Source organism: Nitrospinaceae bacterium, assembly GCA_018669005.1.
Lineage (GTDB): Bacteria > UBA8248 > UBA8248 > UBA8248 > UBA8248 > UBA8248.
Genome location: JABJAL010000103.1, coordinates 1 through 22,132, shown reverse-complemented (window position 1 = coordinate 22,132; position 22,132 = coordinate 1). Strand labels below are relative to the sequence as shown.

The window sequence follows — 22,132 nt, the reverse complement described above, 5'->3', positions numbered from 1 at the left end:
ATCCCTCTACAAAATTGCAACACCTCTTCCAAACACTTCGTTCCTCTCAATTTTATCAAGAACGTCGTTAACCTCGGACAAAGGAAACGAAAATGAAACCACCGGCTCTATCTTTCCCGCCCTCACTAACTCCAAAGATTTATTGAATTCCTCCTTGGTGTTATAGCGGCAGCCGGTGAGAACAACTTCTTTCATAGTAAGCGCCTCTGGATCAATTTCGAGCCGATCGCCAATCCGGGAGCCAATTCGCACAAGCGTTCCCGCCGTATCAAGACAACGATAACAGGCTGCAAGAGAATCCGACGAACCATACAAATCGATTGCCGACTGCACGCCTGTCCCGCCAGTGGCTTCCAATACCGCTTCGTCAAAAGATGCACCAAAAGGATTTTCCATGGTGTTGATGACAGCTTCAGCCCCGTATTTTTTTGTCTTATCGTTTTTTTCGTCCGATACATCTGCCGCAATAACCCTGGCGCCAAATAGCTGGGCCATTTGCACCATATGGATACCTACGCCACCCGCAGCACCCACAATCAGCAAATAGTCTCCCGGGGAGACCCGGGCCCGCTCTCTTAGCGCATGAAGGGAAGTAGAAACAGGACTAACGAGCGTAGTCGCCGCCTCGTCTGAGACATCCGTAGGAATCGGCAGCACATTTCTGCCGGGAACCTTTATGTAGTCGGCAAATCCTCCGTCGATTGCCAGCCCGACGATACCCTTGTTGTTCCGGCAAAGTGTCTCTCTTCCTTTCCAGCAAAACTCACAGGCGCCGCAGTTTAAATAATCATAAACAACTACCCGCTCACCAAGACGGATATTTTTCACCGATGCACCGACTTCGGCAATTTCGCCGGCTATCTCATGCCCGATTATGCGAGGAAGCGTAATATTCGATTGCCCGGCTCGTGTTTTTACATCGAGCATGTCCGGTGCGCAGGCCCGCACCTTCACCACAACTTCGTCCAGCCCCGGCTTAGGATCTGGAACCTCTCCTAATTGGAGAGGGCTTGAGAATTCATGAAGCACCATTGCGCGCACGCGAGTCTCTCCTTAGCTAAATAGCTTCAGATTCCATGAGTCTTCCGAGTTTCAAGCGGGCCATGTCGTGCGTGTCTCCATGGTAAAGACACATTAGAGAGTCCCGCCAATATTTCTGCACCGGGTAGTCGCGCATAAAGCCATAGCCACCAAAGAGTTGAATTCCCATGTCACAGACACGAGGGGCCATTTCCGAGGCAAAAAGAAGAGCAGACATGCCTATTCCCGGTGCGCCCTCGCCCGGATTGTCAGAATGCCAGGCCGCCCGCCAAACGAGATCCCTTGCCACGTCTACATCAACCTTCATCTCGGCCAACCTAAACGACACGACATCGTGCTCGAAAATCGGTTTGCCGCCCTGTACCCTCTCAAGACAGTGAGCGATGGAGGTTTCCAAAGAGGCGCGAGCTATTCCCACACCAAAAGCGCCCAGCGTAGGGGCAATCTTTCCAAAATAGCGGCTCTTGGCGCCAGATCCGTTGCCACTACCGTCCGAGAGCATGTCATCTGCCGAAACTTGACACCTATCAAAGGCTAGTTCCGACTCGAGGAAAGTCCTTGCGCCCATCTTGTCGTGAACCTCTTCCTGCCTAATACCTGGGCTATCTTGTGCAACAAGCAGGGTGGCTACATCGCTCGAACCCTGCACCCCGCTGCCCGTAGCAGCATCCATGAACAAAAGCTTGGCTATCGGGCCACAACCCACAAAACGCTTCCTGCCCTCCAGTGCCCAACCGCCTCCTTCGGGCCGTGCCCTCAATTCAAGATCCTCGGATGAGCCGATTAGACCAAGGGTCCCGTCTCCCATCAAATATTCACTATTCTCGGAGAAGGCACCTATATGCCTGGATATCTGGTCGTCCGTTCCACACTCGGCAAGCAGCCCTGCCAATTTCCAGGACTGATGAACAGCGGCGGCAAAACCGGCTTCAACCGTCATCAACTCTTCGAGCAGAACGCAATGGGTCAACACATCCATATCCGCTCCGCCCCATTTTTCAGGCAGAGGCAGATTTTTCAGCCCGAGGGTGGAGAACTCCTTTAACGCCTCCCAGGGAAAGGGAGACGCCGGATCGTCCGATGCTTTTCTGTCGAGTTCATCTGCAATGGGTTGAAGCTGGCGCTCTGCGAAATTTCGGCACAATTCCTTTAGCGCTGCCTGCTCTTCGGAAAGAATGAAATCCACCATGATGAAAACCCCACGATATTAAAAAGGAAAAAACTTCCAGTATTTTTTAAAGAGGAGAAACAGATTCCCCTGTGAGAGATCTACCGATTTTGAGCAATCGCACATCCACCGTATTGTTAATGTGGTTGGTCATCAAAGCATCGCGCATGTATTTTTCCGCCGGGAAATCTCGTAAGTAACCATTTTTTCCGAAAATATGCATGGCGCTCTCACAAACCGATCTCGCGCAGACAGTACTAAAATAGCTCGACACGGCCGCGTCCCTTTGAACGAAATGTTCCCGGTTGTCCGAACCCCAAGCCGCCCGCCAGATGGCGCTCCGCGTCGCCTCGATTAGTGTCAACATGTCGGCAAGACGCATGGCAATAGCATCGTCTTGAATGAGGGGCTTGCCTCGCCGGACTGTATCGCGCGCATAGGCCAAGGCCGCCTCATACGCCCCTCGGGCAGTGCCCAGCCCGAAGGTGGCAACCATCGGGGCCCCTCTTCCATAATGCCTGGCCTTATCAGAGAACCCCTCATTAAGACCCATCAGAATGTCGGATTGAGGGACTCTGACATTTTCCAGGATGAGTTCGGCGTTCATGAGCAACGCCGCACCTAACTTGTCGTGCGTGCGCCCTACTGTGAATCCCGGTGTATCACGCCACATGAGAAACTGCGTTGAGCCATCGGGCCCCGGGAGATTCGGGTCGGTCCTGCCTAAGACGATGAAAATTTTTGCGAGGGAGGCATCTGCGACAAAGTGCTTTGTACCGTTAAGAACCCAATCGTTGCCATCCTTGACGGCTGAAAGTTTGATTCCGCCATCAACGCCCCTGTAGGGAAACGTGTTGTCCGTACCCGAGCCGGGCTCAGTCTGGGCAATTGAAAGCAGACAGGTGTCGTCCTCGGCAAACGGGATGAGAAATTTCTTCGTTTGCTCCTCAGTCGCCTGCCGACCGATGTGCTGCGCCAATCGCCAGACCTGATGGAAAGTGGCCGCAAATCCCGGTTCGACCGCCATCATCTCCTCAAGCAGGATGCAATGAGTCAAAGTGTCGATGTCGCGTCCACCCAACTCCTTGGGAAGCCCGAGAGTCCGAAGCCCGAGACGCGAGGCTTCCTTAAGAGCCTCCATCGGGAAACATCCCGCCGGATCGCTCTGCGATTTACGGTCGCAATCGACCGCGATGGGTCTCAGAACCCTTTCGGAATAGTCCCTGACAAGAGCCTGAAGTTCGAGTTGCTCATCCGTCAATCTCATGTCGACCATGATTCATTCCTTAACGAGAGGAAAATACGCTTCTAGCGACCACAAAAATTAAAATAAGAATGGGCATATTGTACTCCCAGAGGTAGCACTCTTCAAATTAATACAAGACTCTCGTATTTACGACTTCAGGAGATGCAAAATCTTCCTAAATCGCGTTTAATACGGCCAAAGAGCTTTCGATAGACGAATTACAATCATTTACATCCCGAAAGTAATTTCTCTTAACCCGCCTAGGAATAGGCTTAGGAACTTGTTATGTCATACAGTTCCATCACTGAACTCGCTTCGAATAAAGTCTACGCCCTGCACAACACCTTTCCGCTCGACGGGCGTGTGAGCGCCTATCCAATGAGCACAAGAGGACACTCTGCGTCGAACTGCTATCTTCTATGCGAAGATGATGGCGCGCTTCTTCTCGACACTGGATATGCGGCACACGAAAAATCAATAATCGAGCAAATCAGCTCAATTATTGATACCAGCAAACCACTGTCGATTTTTCCGCTACGGATGAATGAATTCATGTCCGTCGGAAATGCCATGGCGATAGCCAAGCACTTCAACGTGGTGGAATGCTTCTCCTCCGTGCCTGATGTCGTAACCTGGCTGGAGTTTGAAACACTGGACGCCGATGGCAAGAAAATGGACGTCCCGGACTTGCCCACGAATTTATTCGACCCTTCAAAATCTTACCAGGTCGGCAAAAACGGTAATCGCCCCATCAACATTATGAATGCACCAATACGATTGATAACAACCAGATGGATTTACGACGAATCCTCCAAAACGCTGTTTTCATCGGACATGTTCAGCCATGTCGCACAAGACAATCCGGAGGGTCCTTGGTTAATCGAGGATGAAGCGGCTACGACCTCCCCCTTCGTACGATCATACCTGCTCAATACGCGCTACTGGTGGCTGGAAGGAATTGACACCAGCTCCCTTCGAAAAGGCATAACCGACATTTTTAATAGGTTCGACATCGAAACCATCGCCCCCGGCTACGGAAGCATTCTGAGGGGTCGCGCTCTTGTCGAACGTCATTTTTCGATACTCGACGACGTACTGTGCCGCCTAGACAAAAGCGTCGTCGAGCCACAATACATACCAAGAGGCATGGAGAGATAAATCATGAACGAAAACAATCCTCTACCCCGAGAAATTTCGCCCGGCGTATGGTGGCTCGGAGATTGCCTCGTTCAACACCACAAAGGCAAAACCTACCACTCCTACAATGCGGCATTCCTCATTATTGGCTCTGAAGCCTCGCTACTCATCGAGACGGGACACCCAAAAGATTTTCCCGAAATCGAAGTTCAACTGAAAACCATCCTTGGTGAAGATAAAGCTCCCATAAAACATTTATTCATCACCCACCAGGAAACTCCGCATTCCGGTGGTCTCGGCCGAGTACTTGAACTCTATCCCGACCTGACTGTCCATGGCGATGTCAGCGACTATCATCTCGCCTTCCCCCAACACGAACACCGATTAAAGGAAATGGAAGTCGGCGACACCATCGACTTGGGAGACAGGCAATTTGTAGCCGTTGAACCAATCATTCGAGACCTACGCTCTTCGCTTTGGGGATTTGATACCGGCGGACGCGTTCTTTTTCCAGGTGACGGCTTTGCCTATAGCCACTACCACTGGGATAACCATTGCGGAATGGTTGCCGAGGAGGCGAAATCTCTTGATCTAGTCGATGTCTTGGCTGTTTTCGCCGAACGCGCATTGTTCTGGACTACGTTCACCGACATGAATATCTATGCAGATAAGCTTGAGGAATTACTCGCTGAACTCGAAGTAGATGTTATCGCACCAACCCACGGCCTCCCGATACTCGACATACCGACCACAATGCCAAAGGTCCGCGAAGGCCTTATAGCCTGTGGCTAAAATTTTGATATGCACTCCTTTAAAGGTTAATGATTTTCCGACAATTTAAACAAGGAGAGCCAACATGATTCAGCCATTTAAAATCGCATCGGGCCCCCGCGTACGTTTTGGTCGTGGTGAAGCCGCATTTATCGGAGAAGAAACCCTCGCACTCGGCATGAAGAATCCGATGCTGATTACGGATACGGGCCTGCATAACACTGGCATTCTTGAGCCCATTATCCAGAGCCTAAAAGATACAGGAATTAAATTTTCCCTATTTGAAGAAGCCGAACCCAATCCTTCGGACGGCAGCATTCTACGCGCCAAAGAGTTCTACGAGTCGAACAATTGCCAGGGCATGATCGGCATCGGGGGAGGCAGCGCGATCGACACAGCCAAAGCGATGGGGACCCTTCTGACAAACGGAGGAAAAATTAGCGACTATTACGGTGCGGACAAACCATCAAAACGCATACCCCCTTTTATCACCGTACCCACTACGGCGGGCACGGGCAGCGAAGTTACGCGCGCTTCGATTATCACTGATGTAGAAATGGGAACAAAAGCCAGCATCCACAGCGACATGCTGTACGCCGATGTCGCTATTGTAGATTCCTCCCTCCTTGCCACGTTGCCACATTTTTTTGCGGCAGGAGCCCTGATGGATGCACTCACGCACGCCATCGAATCACTCGGTTCAACCAACGCAAACCCTTGGACCGAGACACTATGCTATGAAGCGATTGGGCTTATCGGAAAAAGTGCAAGACAATTCATTGAAAACACAGGAGACCCCGATGCCGCCGATTCCATCTCCCTCGCGGCGACTCTGGCCGGAGCATCATTCACTAATACCGGGCTAGGCATCGTCCACGGTTTGACTCATCCGGTATTCAATTTTTTCGGCGGCCATCACGGCACCACCAACGGAATCCTGCTTGCGCCCGTAATGACCTTTAATCTTCCGGCAATGCGACAGAAATATTCGAAATTAGCCCCGCTCCTTGCCGATCCCGTAAAACCAACTTCTGTTAACACTGACAACCCAGATGCCGCCGAGGCCGCCATAGAGAGCGTCCGCGCACTCGCTTCGGATATTGGCATTCCACCGTCATTGGGAGCCATAGGCATGAAGGAAGAATATCTTGACCGTATGGCGGTGGACGCCGCCAAAAGCTCGACGGTCCTGACCAATCCGGTAAACGCGGATGAGCAAGACATGAAAAAAATCTACACGGGGCTTTTAGGTTGAATATGTAGAAAGAAACAAAAGATTTATCGACTCGCCAACTCAAGAAGATTTATGGTCTCGGCCCGTTCACATCCGTCGATATCAAGATCATCGAGTGCCTCTAGCTGTCGTATCAAGCGGCTTAAACCAGACGCCAGCCCATCGAGACGCTTGGGATCAACCCGGTAGCCAATCCCGCTAGCGATTCGTTTGATGTCATCGGCGGAAAAATCGACAGGTTCGTTATTTCCCCCTGCACCAGGCGAGGCCGCGACAAATCGATCTTCAGCCTGCGCTTTATCCTCCATTGGTGGGCGCAAGTGCCACAGGGGCTTTGATTTTTCAAAAGCCGCACCAGCACCCAAAACCAAAGCCTCCTCGCCCCACCTTCCGGCTATTTGAAGACCTACGGGCAATCCTGCCTCCGTAAAGCCGCAGGGCACCTGGAGCGTGGGATTACCGATGGTGCTGAATGCCGCCGTGCAATCACTGACAGCCCCCCACATTTTCATTCCATCCAGACAGTCTTCAATCGATGGCGGCGAGATAGCCGAGGTCGGCGTTAAAATCGCATCCACCCCTTGAAAAATTTCTGTCGCCTGACGGATAAAAAGCGTCCGGGCGCGCTGAGCCTGGACATAGCGCCATCCCGGTATAAACAGGCTCTGCTCAAAGAAATCAGCCCCCGGCGACACATAATCATCACGCCTATCCTTCAAAAATGCCCGATGGAAATCGGCGCTCTCAGGGCCCACCACCGCCCCATAAGCAATTTGCCCGAGTTTGGCCCAGGGAATCTCGACCTCCCGGATTGTCGCGCCCATGCGCTCGAATTCCGAAATCGCCTCGCGAACAATTCCCTCGCCCTCGGGCTCAAGGCCCGGCCAGAAATGATTTGTTGGCACCCCGAAGGTCAGGCCCTCCACCCCTCGGTGCAACATGGCGCACATATCTGGCGCCACCTTCGACCCAGTGGTGGGGTCAGCGGGATCGGGCCCGGCCATAGCCTGAAGAATAAGTGCTGCATCTTCAACGGTTTGTGCGATTGGCCCCACGTTATCGAAGCTCAATCCCAGGGGAACCGCCCCCGCGCGGCTAACACGTCCATAGGTCGAGCGCATACCCACCAGGTTGCAGTACGCCGCCGGCAGGCGCACCGAGCCCCCCGTATCAGAGCCAAGGGCAGCCACGGCCATGCCTGAGGCCACCGCCGCCGCCGAGCCGCTGCTGCTCCCGCCCGGCGAGCACCGAAGGTTCCAGGGATTCCGAGCGGGCCCAAAATACGAGTTGGCCCCCGTCCCCCCCCGGGCGAATTCCTGCAAGTTCGTTTTCCCGACGATAACCGCGCCTGCCGCCATCAGCCGCCGTACGCTCTCCGCCGTTCCGGTGGCAACATTGTCCTTCAAGATTTTACTGCCCGCCGTCATCAAAAATCCTTCAAGGTCGAAAAGATCCTTAATGGCAATTGGTATACCGTGCAACGGCCCTCGCACATCACCCCGCCCGGCTTCTTCATCAAGCGCGGCGGCCTGCTCCCTTGCAAAATCAAACGTGCGCGTAATGAAGGCATTAACCCTCTCTTCATCGGCTTCGATACGCTCAATACAGGCTTCAAGAAGATCGCTCGGCTTCAGATCGCCCGAGGCAACCTTTGGGGCAAGTTCCGTTATCGGCTGAAAAGAAAGGTCGGCGTTGTTCAAGAAAAAATCTCCAATGCTGAGTAACTCTCTTTGGTAAAAACATCCCAAACTTCAAATCAAAAATATCAAGGCGCCCTAGACCACAAAATGCTCGCGATCTGGCGAGCCGAGGTGCTCCATACCATCCTCGGTAACGAGCGCAGTGTATTCCGCGTGCACTCCGCCCTCGCCGAAGGTCCCCGAGGGTAACTCAACCGAGAGCACGGCCCCTGCCGGAAAAGGAATGTCCGAGGACTCGGGTAAAAACGGATCGCTGAGCTTAATGGGCTCGCTCAGCGTATAGGGAAGCTCTCTGGCCTCGATACCTATCGTGTGACCGCAAAAAGCGCCATTGTAATTCGGGAGCCCCGCCTTTTTCGCACCCGCCACGGCAGCGCGGAAAATCTCCGAGGGCTTGACCCCCGCCTTGATGGTTTCAAACGCCTCGGCCAGCCCGGCCTGAATGGCATTAAATTGCGCCTTGCGCTCAGCACCCGGCTCACCAAAGGAGCCGCAACAACCCACATCGCCGCAATAGTGGTTCAACCGCATTCCGGCATCGAAAAAGAATCCGTCGCCCGTCTCAAACGGACGATCAGAAGGCGGATATATCGAGGCCGAACGACGGCCTCCTCCGAGATGGAACCAGCTCCATTTTCCCCCGCCTGCCGCAACGGTCCGGTAATAGTGACTGGCAATCTCGCGCTCGGTTTTCCCCACCGCCAGTTCTGCATGAAAGGCAGACAAGGCCGCCTCGTTCAAAGTGGCGGCGGCCCGAATCCGTTCGATTTCCTCGGAAGTCTTCTGGAGACGAATCATGCGAAACAGATTCGCACCATCTTGAAACGAGATGCCCGGCAGGGCAGCCTCCAGACTGGCCCGGCTGGCGGGCCTGATGCCCTCGTTGTCAATGGCAATCTTGCCCTTCGAAATTCCCCGCTCTCGCAGCACCCGCAAAAGCGCATCAACGGAATTCGCCTCCCTCGGGGCATCCTCGGCGATAAGGCTCAGGTAATTGCGCTCCTCATCCGTCGCCCCCTGCTCGCCCGGCTCGATGTTGAGCGCCGAGCGGGGGCCGTACCCACTCACATCCTCTATCCAAGACCCGGTGGCCGAGTAATAGGTTTCATCTTGCCTCGAAACGATAAGAGCAGGCGCCACGCTGCCGTCCTTGAAAAAAAGCGCAAACGTTTCTGTCGTCGCATCTCCGTAGGTGTACTGCGCCCACCCTTGGAAGCCTGAGAGATAAAGAACGTTGTGGCGCGTCGTCGCCAGCAGGGCGTCGAGATCGTACTTGGCCATGAATTCAAGAGCGCGTTCACGATTAAAGAGCATGAATAACCTCACGGAATGAGAAAGAAATTTATTTTAGAAAAAAACTAAGCGATTGCCGCGAGCTTTTTTTCCTTGAGCTGGCGAACCAGCGGAACGCCGCCGCAGATGAGCCCGATGGACAGCATGATAAAGCTGTGGAAAATAATGAAGAGGACCAAAGTGACGAAGGAGGCATACAGCAATACTCTTTCATAATAGTGGAGCCTGGAGATAAGCCACCCTTGGGTCCCGGCAGAGAACGCCACGAATGCCAGCAGGGTCATCGTGAACGAGAATGCGATGCGGCCCGGATGTCCAAAAGCCAGCAGGGCAGGCTCGAACATGAACAGGAACGGGACGATAAAACCTACGATGGCAAATCGAAGCGCCATCATTGAAGTTTTAAAATAGGGCGCGCCAGCTAGTTTCGCGGCCACAAGCGAGGCAATAGCCACGGGCGGCGTAATCGCAGATAGGATCGCGAAATAGAATATAAACATATGGGACACGACCCGATCACCCCTGGCCGCGATAAATTCCTTGGCCCATTCCGCGCCGTAGATTTGCGTCAACTCCGGGCCCACCAGCTTGATGAGAACCGGGCCGCCGAGGATGGCAAGCAATACGTACGCGGCCGTTGTCGGCATTCCCATACCAAGAATTGCACAACAAACTGCCGTCAAGAGCAAAGCCACAAAGAAACCGTCTAAGCCGAGATAGTAGGCGCACCCGCCACCGGCGGCGGCCCCAATAAAACAAAAATCTGTGGCAAGCGACTCGATCAAATAGGCAAATTTATTGCCGATGCCCGTAATCGTCAGAACCGTAACGACCAGATCGATCGTGAGCAGGGTGACGCCGAACTCCGCCCCCTGTCGGCCTCCCACGCGAAGCGCTTGCCGTATCATATCGAGCCAATGGGCCGCGCTCTCGGCGGCTCTAACATCGGCCCCCTCTTCACGCCCTTGTCCCTTCATGTGCCGCAGGTAGAAAAACGGGTTGCAGGAAATCGCGGCCACCTGGCGGACACTTGGCCTCTCGCTGGCACCCTTTTCACCCCCGGAGAGAATCAATTTCTGGATGCCAAGCGCAATCGCGAAGAAGATAAGCGAATGGTAGATAAATCCGAATGGCACTAACCATACGTCGAAATCCGATATCGCAGGAAGAACCCAGTAAAGCCCCATTTGGATCTGATAAGAAACCGCCCAGATAAGAACAAAAATCCAGGGGATGACGGTGGTCGGCTGAGATAAATTTCCACGTGCAACGCAAAGAACACTCAACAAAGCAAAAATAATAAACGCGCCCGCCACACCCGATGTCCACCCGAACATCGCCCACAGGCCCAGGGCGGCCATGGGGAAAATCACCAGCCAGCCGCGTTGAATTTCATTCCAGAACACCGAGCCCAATGCACTTATACGCACAAGGACCGAGGCCAGAATTACACCCACAACGCCCAGAACAACCCCCGCCTTCACCGCCGAGGCCACCGCAGGCGCCTCCCGGAGGCCAAGCGGCAACCCGAACCAGTTTTCCAGGCCGTTTAAAACCACGTAGAGCAAGAACCCGAACACCCAGAAGGTCACGGGAACGAACACGAACACGTCATCGGGAACCGTTTTGTCTCCGACCCTGAGGCTCCCCAGAAACTCAGACGTGTTCCGGTAAAACCACACCGCGACCATGACAAAAACTGCCATCACGCCCGCGAAGACAGGCGTTCTCCCCTCGAACAGGAAAAACACCAGGAAGGCCAGAGGCACCAGATAGAACCAGCCGCTTTTGAGCTCCGCCCGCCAATCGGGAATTTCCTCCGGCGGAAGCGGCTTAATCGATAACGCACCGGCAGCAAAGTGGATGTTGATGCCCACAATCGTGAAATACAAAATAGCCGGGATCGTGGCGTATACGATAATCTGGAAATACGGCACCTCGATCAGCTCGCTCATGATAAAAGCGCCCGCACCCATGACCGGAGGCATGATCTGCCCGCCGCTACTAGCGGCCGCCTCTGCCGCCCCCGCGATGTGGGGGCTCAGGCCAATTCGCTTCATCAAAGGAATGGTGAACGTCCCGGTCGTTACGACATTGCCCGAGGCGCTGCCCGAGACGGTTCCCATCAATGCGCTCGAACCCACCGCCGCAAGACCCGCCCCGGCCCGCATCCGGCCAAAAAGGCCCAGGGCAAAATCCACGAAGAACTGACCGGCCCCTGATTCTTGCAAAAACGCGCCGAGTATAAGGAACATGATAATGAATGTTGACGAAATCACGACCAGGAATCCGATAACGCCGCCGATGAAGTCCGTCGAGAGCTTCGCCAGCATCTCCACCCAGTCATGGCCGCCGTGTCCGAACGGGGACGCAAAGAGATTTCCCCAGATGCCGTAGGATATCGAAATAATGGCGAGGGTCGGAAGCGGCGGACCAAAACAGCGCCGGGTCAATTCCAGCGCAACGATAATCATGATAAATCCCACGCGCGAGTCCGCGAAGGTGGGCGCGCCGGGGCGATCAACCATCTCCTCGTGAAACCAGAAAAGATAGAGGCAGGCGCTGACGACATAGACGAGCATTCCAACATTAAGACCGATGGTCAGCCCGGCGGGATACGGGTAGCTGGGATACTCATCAAAATCCGTATTGATAGATCGTCTGGACCAAATCATCAGGCCAGCTAAAATGAGAGCCGGCCAAAGATAAAGAACGCTCCGAACCTCGTCGGCCTGATAGGCCCAAATGCGGACTCTCCAAGCCACAAGGAAAAGAGAGACGAAAAACACAACAAGAGGAACGGCGGCCTTGCGCACCCCCTCGATGGGCCGATAGAAAACACCGAACAAAGTCCACATCACCGGTATGGCCGAGGCCAGCAGTATCCACCAGAATGTCGGATTCTGGGTCGTCTCCGACAATGCGCTCCAATTGGCCACCAGGAAAAAGAACGGCACAAACCCCAGCGCCCAGAGCAAAAGCGCGAGCCAGGCGCGCTCCATCGCCATCATCGCGGCCCACAGCGCAAACGGCGCGATAAACACCCACATGACTTTTTGATCGGTCCAGCCTTCTCCTAGCTCTCCGACGAAATAGAAAAAGAAAACCGCCGGAAGAAGGGAGAAAAGATAAAGAGCGGGAAGGATATTGAGATTCCTGATTTTATCGCCGTAAATCTCGGGCATAGCCCCGGCGCCGCCTATTAAAAGAATGGTGTAGGCAAAGAGTAAATGCATATTCGGGTGCATCTCACCCGGGAGCGGGCGAAGATAAACCGCCGATATATGATAAAGGCCGGAAAGAACGGCTATCCAGGAAGCGGTAAAAATAAGACCGCGTACAAGCGGCGCGCGCGTGCTGGTGTCCAGATCAGAACTCATGAATGTTCCTTCCAAGTACGCAAAAAGGAATAGAGAATTGAACTACCTAAGGGAAACGCCATTATCCTACCGGAATTTATGGGCGTATTACCAGCTTCCAACCCTACATTTTCCCTATTTTCCAGTACTTGACCATTCCGATATCTTTCTCTTGACCATTCAGTGATCTTTCTATCTAATAACCAGCATCAACATATATGGGATATTAACCCTTTCGCCCTGGGGGCGGAACCGCAATTTGGGGTGTAGTATCTTTTCACATCCCATTCTTATTAATGAAGGAGAATTTGATGAAAAAGCTGATGCTTCATACTGTCACGCTCGCGGCGAGCTTCGCCCTGATTCTCGGGGCCGCGCCAATGGCAAACTCCGCCTCAAAAGTTCTGCTGGGAACATCCCAGCCGGGCGGCGCCACCTTCGAGATTGGCACCGCCATGAGCAAGGTCATCACCGACAACTCGGGCGGAAAAATTTCCGTCTCGGCCTCGGTCACAGGTGGCTCGACCGCCAACGTCCGCGTGGTTCAGAAGACTGATAAAACCAAGGGCCTCCGCATGGGAATGGCCACCGCGCCAGCCGTGTCCTGGGGGCAAGTGGGCAGAAAACCCTTCAAGAAGAAGCAGGACGTTCTGGCCCTCGGGGCGCTCTATCCGCTGACCATCGTTTACACCACATTTAAAACCTCGGGCATCAAAAAATGGTCCGACCTTACCGGAAAACGCTTCGTCGTCGGCGGCCGTGGCGGCTCGATTTACATCGTCACCCAGCTCGCCCTCAAGATCAGCGGCATCAAAGCGAAGCGCGAGTTCTTCAACAACAACCAGAACTCGGCTGCGATCAAGGACCAGCGCGTTGACGCGGGCTTCTTCTTCCTCAACGGCGGCGTTCCCGCCCCCGCTTACATGGAGCTTTCCCGCGTTCTCTCGGGCAAACTTCATTTCTTCGGGCCCGATGAGGCCACGATCAAACAGCTCGTCAAAGACGAGGCCGGACTCGTGCGCGATGTGGTGGCCGCTGGCGCTATTACGGGCTACGACAAACCGATCACGAGCTGGGGTCAGATGTGGACCCTGATGACCAGCAGCAAGATGAGCAACGATCTTGCCTACGGCATCACCAAAGCGCTCTACGATAACCACACGCAGATTACGAAATACCACCCAGTCGGAAAATTCATCACCAAGAAGACCGGCCTGCGCGGCCTGAAAAGAGTCAAAGTCCATCCGGGCGCGGCTCGCTACTGGAAAGAGAACGGCATGTAGTAGTTGTTTCCCAGATCCACACAGAAACACGAAGCCCCCCTCTTTGAAGGGGGGCTTTTTTCTTTTGAAGACCAAGCCAGCAAACACAATCAAAATTTTATTTGAGGAAAACATGGAGCTTAAAGACAAAGTCGCGCTCATCACGGGCGGCGCCCAGGGGATCGGCGCTGCGGCGGCCAGGCTTCTCGCCCGCGAGGGTGCGGCGGTGGCCGTGATTGATCTTGACGACGAAAAACTCTCCGGGCTGGTCAATGAAATTCAAGCCACAGGTGGGCGCGTGGTGGGAATTAAAGCCGATTGCGGCAGCAAGGATGAGATCGACCGCATGACAACTGAAACTGTCGCGGAATTCGGCGGCCTCGACATACTAGTAACTGCCGCTATTTTTCGACCGCAAAAACCTGTGCACATGATGGAGGTCACCGAAGCGGATCTTGACCGAGCCCTAGAGGTGAACGTTAAAGGATATTTCCTTAGCGTCCAGCGCGCTGTCCTAGAGTTTCGAAAACGCGGAGGCGGCAAAGTCGTCTTGATGTCAAGCAATTTCGGATTCGTCGGCGCACCGAACTATTCGGTCTATTGTTCTTGCAAGGGAGCCATCACAAACATGACCCGCGCCCTGACTTTTGAGCTCGCCCAAGAGAACATCAACGTCAACGCCGTTGCACCGGGCCCCATCATGACCGATGGGATGCGCAAGCTCATCGAGAGCGACCCGACAATCGAAACCCACCGCACGGCAAACATGCCTCTGCCCCGCTTTGGGACGCCCGAGGAAGTCGCCGAGAGTATTTTATTCCTCGCCTCCGATCGGTCCCGATACGTCCACGGACACAACCTGGTCGTTGATGGGGGATATCTGGCGGTTTAAAACGAGGGGACTCAAGATAAGAGAATCTTCGGGAGATAGGCTACGAAATTTCCTCGCGAACGATTTTGGCGCCCCCGGCCAGCGCCTTTAATTTTTGAAACGCCGAATCGCGAGGCAGATACTTCATTCCGCAATCAGGCGCCACTATCAGCCTCTCGGGCGGCAGATACTCAAGCGCAGCGCGAATCCGCCCGGCGACAACTGCGGGCGTCTCGGGCGTCTCATCGCCCATGCTAATGACCCCAACCATTATTTTTTTAGAAGGCAACTTTTCCACTATCGATAAATCCAGCCCCGGCTGGGCCGCTTCAATCGAAACGATATCCGCCACCGTGGCGTCCAGTTCGGGAAGAAACGAGTAGCCGCTGGGTTTGCCCTTAACCGAATGGGCATAGCCAAAACACATATGAACCGCCTTGGTTCCCGTCGCGCCATCAAAGGCACGGTTTATCGCCCTGACGGCAAATTCTTTGGCCTGCTCGGGCCGTGCCTGCATCCACGGCTCATCAAGCTGCACGATATCCGCGCCTGCGGCGAACATATCCTTCACCTCCTCGTTGACCGCGACGGCATAATCCATCGCCATCTCCTCGTCCGAGGGGTAGTAGTCGTTTTGCGCCTGCATGGCCATCGTGAACGGCCCGGGCACGGTGGCTTTGATAATCCGCTCGGTTTGGGCGCGAAGAAACGCGATGTCTCGCGCCTGCACAGAGTGCGTTCGGCGAATAGGCCCGACAACACGGGGCACAGGAATCATCCGGCCAGAGCGGCTCAGCGTCTCGCCGGGCTGATCGATGTCCACCCCATCAAGCGCGGTGGCAAAGCGGTTCGAATAGCTCTCTCGTCGAATTTCACCATCCGAGACAATATCAATTCCGGCACGCTCCATGTCGCGAACCGCAAGGGCGGTGGCATCATCTTGCGCCCCTTCAAGATTCGGCTCGGCAACGCGCCAAATATCCCTCAGCCGGACTCTCGGGGGCGTGCTCTCGGCCATGAACTTTTCCCTGTCTATCAGCCATTCGGGCTGGGGATAACTCCCCACGACCGCAACGGGCAGAATTTGAAGGTCCATCTCATCTCTCCAAAGACAACGATTGATACGTTTTTTGAACGTTATAGGCGTGGAGGTCGCGGAAAAAATCGATTCGCCGATGATCGGCGGGCGGCGCGTAGGGCTGCGACATATCCAACGGAATATTTTTCATCGCCTCACCTAGAGACCAGCCATTGCTTACCGCGCCCCGAACCGCATTCGTCACCTGGCTCAAGTATTGAAGATACCCCCCTAAAAGCGCGCCCGATGAGGGGGGATTGTGAGCCGGAATAAGCGTATCTATCTCAAGCGACTGGGCAAACCGGGCGATAGAGTTCATGTAGGTCGGCGCATCGCTTTCAAGCGCAACGATCAAATTGCCGCCCGTCATGTTCCCCGTCCAGGCGGCCCTGACACTCGGCACATAAGTCACCGTGTCGCCCGGCGTGTTGGCTGGCCCAAAATGATGAATCTCGACAACAATGCCGCCCAGATCGAGGCTGAGAAAATCATCGAACACGATATCTGGCCGCCTGAGCTCGACACCCTCAAAAACGGCCTTATCATTACCAACACAAGGGAGCATAAATGCCATCTCTTGTTCAAAAAATTCGACCAGCGCCGCCGATTGGCGGTGTTGAACTATAAGCGTATCCGCGGGAAACGCGCAGTTTCCAAACGTGTGATCGCCATGATAGTTCGAATTAACCAGATACCGGATCGGTTTATCGCTCACCTCGCGAACGCGCTCCTGAATCTGCCGTGCCATCGCAACATTGATGTGCGCATCGATCACCAGAACCTCGCGCTCGCCAACGACAAAACCAGCGTTGTCCACATTCGGTATCGAGGAGAGCAGCGCATAGACGCCTGGGCCCAACTCTTTGGTTTCAAGATTCGCACCTGTGGGGTTCAAGAAAAAAGGGGTAAACGTTTCGGGAAAATCTGACCAACTCAATGGCTGATAGTTTTTCATCTTCTCCTCAGGGCCTGGCGCAAATAACGTTCAGGAGCGCTTGCCTGCCCTCCACCCGAACGGCATGGAGCACTCGTCAAATAGGGTGATTCGCCAAAAATTCATCGAGCGCCGTCATCATGGCATCCGTCGCGTCCCATATCGGGAAATGCCCGGAGCCAGGAAGTATGGTACGCGTACAGTCGGGAATGTTCTCCAGGTAAATATCACTAAAATCGAGGGGCCCCGGATCGTTTTCCCCGTAGCATATCCAGGTAGGCACCGAAATTTCACTTAGCCGACCCACCAGATCGGGCATACTGAACAGCGCACTCGCCGAGGCGGCATATGTGTCCGGGGTGTTTTTCAAAAATCGTTTTTTGTATTCCACCGCCAGCGGGCCCTCAAGCATTTTTGGTGGGAGCAGCCTTCGAAATTCCTGATGGTTGAACACGGCCTCCATCCCCTCTTTGAGGGATAGCTGATGCAGAACCTCAAAATGTTCCCGATAGGCCCCCGAGGGGGCAGCCGCCGAGGATGAAGCCAGCATCAGCCGGTTCAAGCGATCGCTATGCTCGATGCCAAACAGGGTTCCCGTACGACCGCCCATGCTGTGCCCCAGAAGATCCACCTCTTCAAGACCCATCGCATCAAGAAAGCCGAGCAAATCATCAGAAAAATCCTGAATACTGTAAGGGCCCGGCGGCTTGTCCGAATCGCCGTGCCCCCTTTTATCCAGAGCAAAAACCTGAAAGCGCTCCGCGAGGCGGTCGATGATGGGCGTGAAGGCGAACCCAGAATTCTGGATGCCGTGCGATAGAATTATGGGCGGGCCCTCGCCCTTAACCAGATAGTGCATCTTGAGGCCCTTCACATCCACAGTCGGCATCGCAAAAATCTCCTTCGATAGAAGAAAAAATATTCTAATCTAGCACCTTGCTCAATTAGCGGGGACCCGTGTACTCCAGAATATCGAGACCACAGCCCCAGCGGTCAGAGACATAGATCAGGCCGCGGCCATCCACAAATACATCGTTGCTCTGCGGGGTGGATTTTCCGTTGCAACCCGCCGGAACATAGTAGCCAACCTCCTCGGGCCGAAAAGGATCGGATATATCCACAATGCGGAGGCCACCGTTGAACCATGTCGTGTAGACAAAATCATCTTTGCCCATGAACTCCCAGACATTGTGCGCGCCATAGCGGCCACCCCGCGTCGCCCAGTCTCCCACTTTGGGGAAAAGGTCAGAGTTAACCGGATAGGGCATCCAGGTGGAGATGGGCACCGGATTGCTCGGCACCTTCGCGTCATAGATGAAAATAAAGCCCGGCGCCTCGCTCACCTCAAAAGAGGTGGACTCATGCGTCACCACGAGAAGATCGGTCTCCGGAACAGGCAGCACCGTATGGCAATGGCCGGGATATGGCGGCGTCGGGTTGTAATGCGCAATCTGCTTGGGGTTTGAAATATCCTTCACATCGAGCACGACGACGCCCCAATCCGCGCAGCCAAGATAAAGGTAATCCCCTCGCCGGTTGGCCTGGTGGACCTGAAGGGTTTTCACTCCCGGCGGCAGCGGGATATTTTCTTCCTGGCCCTCAAGCGCAAACTTGGTTACGACTTTGGGATTCGCCGGATCGTCGATATCGAGTATCCAGAGAATGTTTCCCCGATAGCCCTCGGACCCGCAAGAGCAGTAGAGAAGGCGATTCTCCTCGTCCAGAACCGGCCTATGCGTCCCCCGGCCATACATCGGAAAATCCTTGATAAGCGTCGGGTTCGCCGGGTCCGAGGCATCAAACAAGCGAATTCCGCCGACAAAACCCTCGCCCTCCCAACCGCGAATCTGCTCGGCGTTGACAATCATCACGTCGTCCAAAAATAAAACTTTATGGGAGTGGGTGCCCTCGGGCGCCTGGATCTGCTTCACCACCTTCGGGTTCGCCGGGTCCTCGACATCAAGTATCGAGGTGCCCTCATGGCCCTCCATTCCCGAGGCGGCCAGATAACACCACTTGTCGTCCCGAACAATGACCTGAAAGGCATCGCCCCAACCGTCCACATCGCTGTGGCCGATTCGTTTCACGTTCCTGGACTCTTCTGGCATCACTTTTTGATCGCTCATTTCACGTCTCTCCTGTCATCTACAAGGAATGATAGAAAGTAATTTCGCCAAAGTATCGGAACAACAGATCACACTATCGGGCACGTACCCCCATCCACGTTAAGCGCCACCCCCGTGATGTAGGACGCGGCATCAGACGCCAGAAAACAGGCGGCGTTCGCATACTCCTCGGGATTCCCCATCCTGCCAAGGGGAACGCCTTTGCCCCGCCCTTCTAAGAATTTCTCAAAAGACATGTCGGGCGCCTGATTTTTATAGGCGCGGTCCCACAAATCGGTGACGAAGATGCCTGTGCAGAGCGCGTTCACCAGAATATTGTGGGGGGCATACTCTTTGGACAAAACTTTTGTGAGCGACATTCCGGCAGCGCGGGATATGGCCGTGGGTGCGTTCTCCGCCTGCGGCGCCTTGGCAGCGGTATTGAGCACATTCAGGATACGACCCCATTTTTGCTCTCGCATTTTTGGCAAGACGAGCCGCGAGATCCGAATGGCCGCGAAAAGCTTCAAGTCAAGATCTTCCTGCCAAACCTCATCTGTCACTTCCTCGAATTTCCCCCGAACCGCCGAGCCGGCATTGTTCACGAGAATATCCACTTTTCCAAAATCAGAGCTGACCGCCTCATGCATCGCGACAATCTGCCCCGCATCGCAAACATCGCAGGCATAAGCACCCACTTTTGCTTCCGAGACAGCCTCGATCTCAGATTTCGTTTCCTCCAGGACATCGGCGCGCCTCGCCGTAATCGCCACATTGGCGCCCGCCTGGGCAAACTTCATCGCCATGGCACGCCCCAGCCCGCGGCTGCCGCCGGTAATCAACGCCGTTCTTCCATCCATTCGAATTTGCATATTTCCCTCCCGGAAAAATGAGAAATTTTTCTAATTATTTCACTTGAAACAACAACATTCTGCCCAGCCGCAATAGGCCTATTTTATGCCGTTTCAGAATTGCCGTGATGGATTTGTACCTTCATAATAAATCTTTCTTTTATTAATTGCTATTGTGCGCTTGGAGATCTCATGGCTGAAAACATCCCCCCTTCCTTGGAAGGCAGCCCGCTGGGCCTCAAGTTAGGCGCATCGCACGCAATTCCTCAACTCACCTGGCTTCACAAGAACCCAATTTGAAAAGGAGCCCTATCATGCCAATTTATCGATTCGAAGATCTCACAATTACGCAACAGAACCCGGCCCTCTCGTCCGGTCTCGGCGAAACCGTCAAGGGGGATAGGATGTATTTTTGCCACCGCATCTGGGCAACGGGCACGAAAGCGGACCCGCACCACCACCCTTGTGAGCAATTCATTTACATCCTGAGAGGAAAGCAAATATTCACCATTGAAGGCGAGGTATTCAACGTCGGGCCCGGCGATGTCATTCACGTACCCGCAAGCGTCGTTCACTCGACAGAAATCGAAGAGGAGGTAGAGGCGATCTACGTCAAAGACACCTCCTGGGGCCTTAAGGGTGTTCCCGCGGGAGAAAAAGCGCCGGACACGCAGCCCGAGGACGACCCTTTTTAAATAAGCGATTATTAATTTTCACCCGGAGTGGAAATCCACCATAACGAACCTGAATCGACAGGTTCTTCCATAACGAAAGAAAGGGCCACGCTATGCCTGAAGCTGCTGCGAATACCCGCTGGTTCACATATTTTCCCGAAGACTACCGGTGGTCTTCGGGTCTCGTTAATTGTCTCTCCGTGGCCCCCTGGGGCGGGGCTGATATCGGCGAGGTCGATCAGGTTGGCAGGCGACTCAGAAAAGATATCGGCAACGATAACCTTTGGTTCCGTGAGTGGATATTGATGGCCGACAAGGTGCGTAAGCTGGCGCTGTCCGAGGAGCGGAAAAAACATAACCTCAGCGCCGCCTACCACCACAAGCGGGCCGCGATGTACTACCAGATCGGCGAGCGCTTCCGCACCCCGAAGGACAAGAAGGCAAAAGCCGCCTACCGGCTGGCGCTCGACAGTTTCGAGCGGTTCGCCCGTCTAATCGACAGGCCGAAAATCGAGCCCGTCGAGGTTCCCTTTGAAAATGGTGTTAATCTTCCTGGTTATTTCGTACATGCCGAGAACACGACAAAGGCCAAGCCGCCTGTTGTCGTTTACTTCGATGGCCTCGATGTCACGAAAGAAATTCAATATCTCCGCGGTGTGGAGGAGTTCGTCCGGAGGGGAATCAGCTGCCTTGTCATGGATGGCCCAGGAACAGGAGCGGCTATCCGCTTCCGAAAGCAATACCTTCGCCATGACTACGAAGTGGCCGGCTCGGCCGCCCTTGATTATCTGGAAACAAGAAAAGATGTGAACGCCAAAAAGGCTGGCGTGGTGGCTATCAGCCTGGGTGGTTATTACGCGCCGCGCATCGCCAGCATGGAGCGGCGCTATAAGGCATGCGTCGCCTGGGGCGCATGTTGGGACTACCATGCGATATGGAAAAAACGCTTGGCCGCCTCCATGAAAACCGAAATGTCGGTGCCCGGCCACCACATTAAATGGGTGTTCAACACCAAAACCTACGAAGAGACTTTTGAAAAACTCGAAGGGTTTCGCCTCGATGGCGTCGTTCAGAAAATGCGATGCCCTTTTTTACTCACCCACGGCATCGACGATAAACAGGTGCCCACGCGGGATGCCCGCAAGCTTTACAACGCGGTCGGCTCAAAGGACAAAACGCTGAAGATTTTCACCGTCAAGGAAGGCGGCTCGCAACACTGCCAGCGCGACAACCTCTCGCTGGGCATCACCTATATCGCAGACTGGCTACAGGAAAAACTAAAACCTTAAAATACCTGCCTAGGATTTTAAAATTTCGGGCAGGCGATTTCGCACTTCGGGAGTCGCCTGCTCGTAGGCATGGGCGATACACAAAACTCGCGCCTCAGCTCCCGGCAGGCCGACTACCT

Annotated in this window: 18 protein-coding genes; 7 read left to right on the top strand and 11 right to left on the bottom strand. The window is 54.2% G+C overall.

Going from position 1 to position 22,132, the window contains the following annotated elements; genetic code table 11:
* Positions 1 to 6: 6 nt before the first annotated feature.
* From HOJ95_16185 to HOJ95_16175, 3 genes are read right to left on the bottom strand one after another with little or no spacing between them, the layout of a single operon-like run.
* Positions 7 to 1,041, bottom strand: a complete 1,035-nt coding sequence (locus tag HOJ95_16185) for an alcohol dehydrogenase catalytic domain-containing protein (GenBank protein MBT6396237.1) — start codon at positions 1,039 to 1,041, stop codon at positions 7 to 9.
* 16 nt (positions 1,042 to 1,057) lie between these two features.
* Positions 1,058 to 2,230: a hypothetical protein gene (locus HOJ95_16180; GenBank protein ID MBT6396236.1), complete on the bottom strand. Its 1,173-nt coding sequence runs from the start codon at positions 2,228 to 2,230 to the stop codon at positions 1,058 to 1,060.
* Positions 2,231 to 2,276: 46 nt separating this feature from the next.
* Positions 2,277 to 3,485, bottom strand: a complete 1,209-nt coding sequence (locus HOJ95_16175; GenBank protein MBT6396235.1) for a hypothetical protein — start codon at positions 3,483 to 3,485, stop codon at positions 2,277 to 2,279.
* A gap of 255 nt (positions 3,486 to 3,740) precedes the next feature.
* On the opposite strand from HOJ95_16175, the gene HOJ95_16170 reads away from it, so the two are divergent.
* The 3 genes from HOJ95_16170 (at position 3,741) to HOJ95_16160 (ending at position 6,618) form a co-directional block, all read left to right on the top strand.
* The gene (locus tag HOJ95_16170; protein ID MBT6396234.1) at positions 3,741 to 4,613 is read left to right on the top strand and encodes a hypothetical protein; all 873 of its coding nucleotides are present in this window, start codon (positions 3,741 to 3,743) and stop codon (positions 4,611 to 4,613) included.
* 3 nt (positions 4,614 to 4,616) lie between these two features.
* The gene (locus HOJ95_16165; GenBank protein MBT6396233.1) at positions 4,617 to 5,384 is read left to right on the top strand and encodes a hypothetical protein; all 768 of its coding nucleotides are present in this window, start codon (positions 4,617 to 4,619) and stop codon (positions 5,382 to 5,384) included.
* A gap of 64 nt (positions 5,385 to 5,448) precedes the next feature.
* On the top strand, positions 5,449 to 6,618 hold the full coding sequence (locus HOJ95_16160) for an iron-containing alcohol dehydrogenase (GenBank protein MBT6396232.1): 1,170 nt from the start codon (positions 5,449 to 5,451) through the stop codon (positions 6,616 to 6,618).
* Positions 6,619 to 6,641: 23 nt separating this feature from the next.
* Here HOJ95_16160 and HOJ95_16155 read toward each other — a convergent pair whose 3' ends face one another.
* The 3 genes from HOJ95_16155 to HOJ95_16145 form a co-directional block, all read right to left on the bottom strand.
* Positions 6,642 to 8,297: a hypothetical protein gene (locus HOJ95_16155; protein ID MBT6396231.1), complete on the bottom strand. Its 1,656-nt coding sequence runs from the start codon at positions 8,295 to 8,297 to the stop codon at positions 6,642 to 6,644.
* 75 nt (positions 8,298 to 8,372) lie between these two features.
* Entirely contained in the window at positions 8,373 to 9,611 is a 1,239-nt protein-coding gene (locus HOJ95_16150; protein ID MBT6396230.1) for an aminopeptidase P family protein, read from the bottom strand.
* 44 nt (positions 9,612 to 9,655) lie between these two features.
* Positions 9,656 to 12,970: a TRAP transporter fused permease subunit gene (locus HOJ95_16145; GenBank protein ID MBT6396229.1), complete on the bottom strand. Its 3,315-nt coding sequence runs from the start codon at positions 12,968 to 12,970 to the stop codon at positions 9,656 to 9,658.
* A gap of 290 nt (positions 12,971 to 13,260) precedes the next feature.
* Between HOJ95_16145 and HOJ95_16140 the strand changes: the two genes are divergently transcribed.
* Positions 13,261 to 14,232 carry a TAXI family TRAP transporter solute-binding subunit gene (locus tag HOJ95_16140; protein ID MBT6396228.1) on the top strand — a complete coding sequence of 324 codons (972 nt, stop codon included), beginning with the start codon at positions 13,261 to 13,263 and terminating at the stop codon, positions 14,230 to 14,232.
* A gap of 112 nt (positions 14,233 to 14,344) precedes the next feature.
* Complete coding sequence (locus HOJ95_16135; GenBank protein MBT6396227.1) at positions 14,345 to 15,103, top strand: glucose 1-dehydrogenase; 759 nt, start codon at positions 14,345 to 14,347, stop codon at positions 15,101 to 15,103.
* A 40-nt stretch (positions 15,104 to 15,143) separates the two neighbouring features.
* On the opposite strand, the gene HOJ95_16130 is transcribed toward HOJ95_16135, so the two are convergent.
* The 5 genes from HOJ95_16130 to HOJ95_16110 all read right to left on the bottom strand — a co-directional run bounded on the left by HOJ95_16130 (position 15,144) and on the right by HOJ95_16110 (position 20,071).
* Positions 15,144 to 16,178: a 5-methyltetrahydropteroyltriglutamate--homocysteine methyltransferase gene (locus HOJ95_16130; GenBank protein ID MBT6396226.1), complete on the bottom strand. Its 1,035-nt coding sequence runs from the start codon at positions 16,176 to 16,178 to the stop codon at positions 15,144 to 15,146.
* Position 16,179: 1 nt separating this feature from the next.
* Entirely contained in the window at positions 16,180 to 17,115 is a 936-nt protein-coding gene (locus tag HOJ95_16125) for an MBL fold metallo-hydrolase (protein ID MBT6396225.1), read from the bottom strand.
* A 76-nt stretch (positions 17,116 to 17,191) separates the two neighbouring features.
* Entirely contained in the window at positions 17,192 to 17,983 is a 792-nt protein-coding gene (locus HOJ95_16120) for an alpha/beta hydrolase (GenBank protein MBT6396224.1), read from the bottom strand.
* Positions 17,984 to 18,038: 55 nt separating this feature from the next.
* Positions 18,039 to 19,220: a hypothetical protein gene (locus HOJ95_16115; GenBank protein ID MBT6396223.1), complete on the bottom strand. Its 1,182-nt coding sequence runs from the start codon at positions 19,218 to 19,220 to the stop codon at positions 18,039 to 18,041.
* 68 nt (positions 19,221 to 19,288) lie between these two features.
* A complete protein-coding gene (locus HOJ95_16110) occupies positions 19,289 to 20,071 on the bottom strand; it encodes an SDR family oxidoreductase (protein ID MBT6396222.1) in 783 nt (260 codons plus the stop codon).
* A 293-nt stretch (positions 20,072 to 20,364) separates the two neighbouring features.
* Here HOJ95_16110 and HOJ95_16105 point away from each other — a divergent pair, with 293 nt between their 5' ends.
* Together HOJ95_16105 and HOJ95_16100 are read left to right on the top strand one after the other, a co-directional pair.
* Positions 20,365 to 20,745 carry a cupin domain-containing protein gene (locus tag HOJ95_16105; GenBank protein ID MBT6396221.1) on the top strand — a complete coding sequence of 127 codons (381 nt, stop codon included), beginning with the start codon at positions 20,365 to 20,367 and terminating at the stop codon, positions 20,743 to 20,745.
* A gap of 92 nt (positions 20,746 to 20,837) precedes the next feature.
* Entirely contained in the window at positions 20,838 to 22,013 is a 1,176-nt protein-coding gene (locus tag HOJ95_16100; GenBank protein ID MBT6396220.1) for an alpha/beta hydrolase, read from the top strand.
* Positions 22,014 to 22,132: the final 119 nt, after the last annotated feature.

What these genes read in the sequence shown, in the direction of transcription:
- HOJ95_16180 (MBT6396236.1), bottom strand. Translation starts at nt 2,230, where the DNA reads ATGGTGGATTTCATTCTTTCCGAAGAGCAGGCAGCGCTAAAGGAATTG.
- HOJ95_16175 (MBT6396235.1), bottom strand. Translation starts at nt 3,485, where the DNA reads ATGGTCGACATGAGATTGACGGATGAGCAACTCGAACTTCAGGCTCTT.
- HOJ95_16170 (MBT6396234.1), top strand. Translation starts at nt 3,741, where the DNA reads ATGTCATACAGTTCCATCACTGAACTCGCTTCGAATAAAGTCTACGCC.
- HOJ95_16165 (MBT6396233.1), top strand. Translation starts at nt 4,617, where the DNA reads ATGAACGAAAACAATCCTCTACCCCGAGAAATTTCGCCCGGCGTATGG.
- HOJ95_16160 (MBT6396232.1), top strand. Translation starts at nt 5,449, where the DNA reads ATGATTCAGCCATTTAAAATCGCATCGGGCCCCCGCGTACGTTTTGGT.
- HOJ95_16150 (MBT6396230.1), bottom strand. Translation starts at nt 9,611, where the DNA reads ATGCTCTTTAATCGTGAACGCGCTCTTGAATTCATGGCCAAGTACGAT.
- HOJ95_16145 (MBT6396229.1), bottom strand. Translation starts at nt 12,970, where the DNA reads ATGAGTTCTGATCTGGACACCAGCACGCGCGCGCCGCTTGTACGCGGT.
- HOJ95_16140 (MBT6396228.1), top strand. Translation starts at nt 13,261, where the DNA reads ATGAAAAAGCTGATGCTTCATACTGTCACGCTCGCGGCGAGCTTCGCC.
- HOJ95_16135 (MBT6396227.1), top strand. Translation starts at nt 14,345, where the DNA reads ATGGAGCTTAAAGACAAAGTCGCGCTCATCACGGGCGGCGCCCAGGGG.
- HOJ95_16130 (MBT6396226.1), bottom strand. Translation starts at nt 16,178, where the DNA reads ATGGACCTTCAAATTCTGCCCGTTGCGGTCGTGGGGAGTTATCCCCAG.
- HOJ95_16125 (MBT6396225.1), bottom strand. Translation starts at nt 17,115, where the DNA reads ATGAAAAACTATCAGCCATTGAGTTGGTCAGATTTTCCCGAAACGTTT.
- HOJ95_16120 (MBT6396224.1), bottom strand. Translation starts at nt 17,983, where the DNA reads ATGCCGACTGTGGATGTGAAGGGCCTCAAGATGCACTATCTGGTTAAG.
- HOJ95_16115 (MBT6396223.1), bottom strand. Translation starts at nt 19,220, where the DNA reads ATGAGCGATCAAAAAGTGATGCCAGAAGAGTCCAGGAACGTGAAACGA.
- HOJ95_16110 (MBT6396222.1), bottom strand. Translation starts at nt 20,071, where the DNA reads ATGCAAATTCGAATGGATGGAAGAACGGCGTTGATTACCGGCGGCAGC.
- HOJ95_16105 (MBT6396221.1), top strand. Translation starts at nt 20,365, where the DNA reads ATGCCAATTTATCGATTCGAAGATCTCACAATTACGCAACAGAACCCG.
- HOJ95_16100 (MBT6396220.1), top strand. Translation starts at nt 20,838, where the DNA reads ATGCCTGAAGCTGCTGCGAATACCCGCTGGTTCACATATTTTCCCGAA.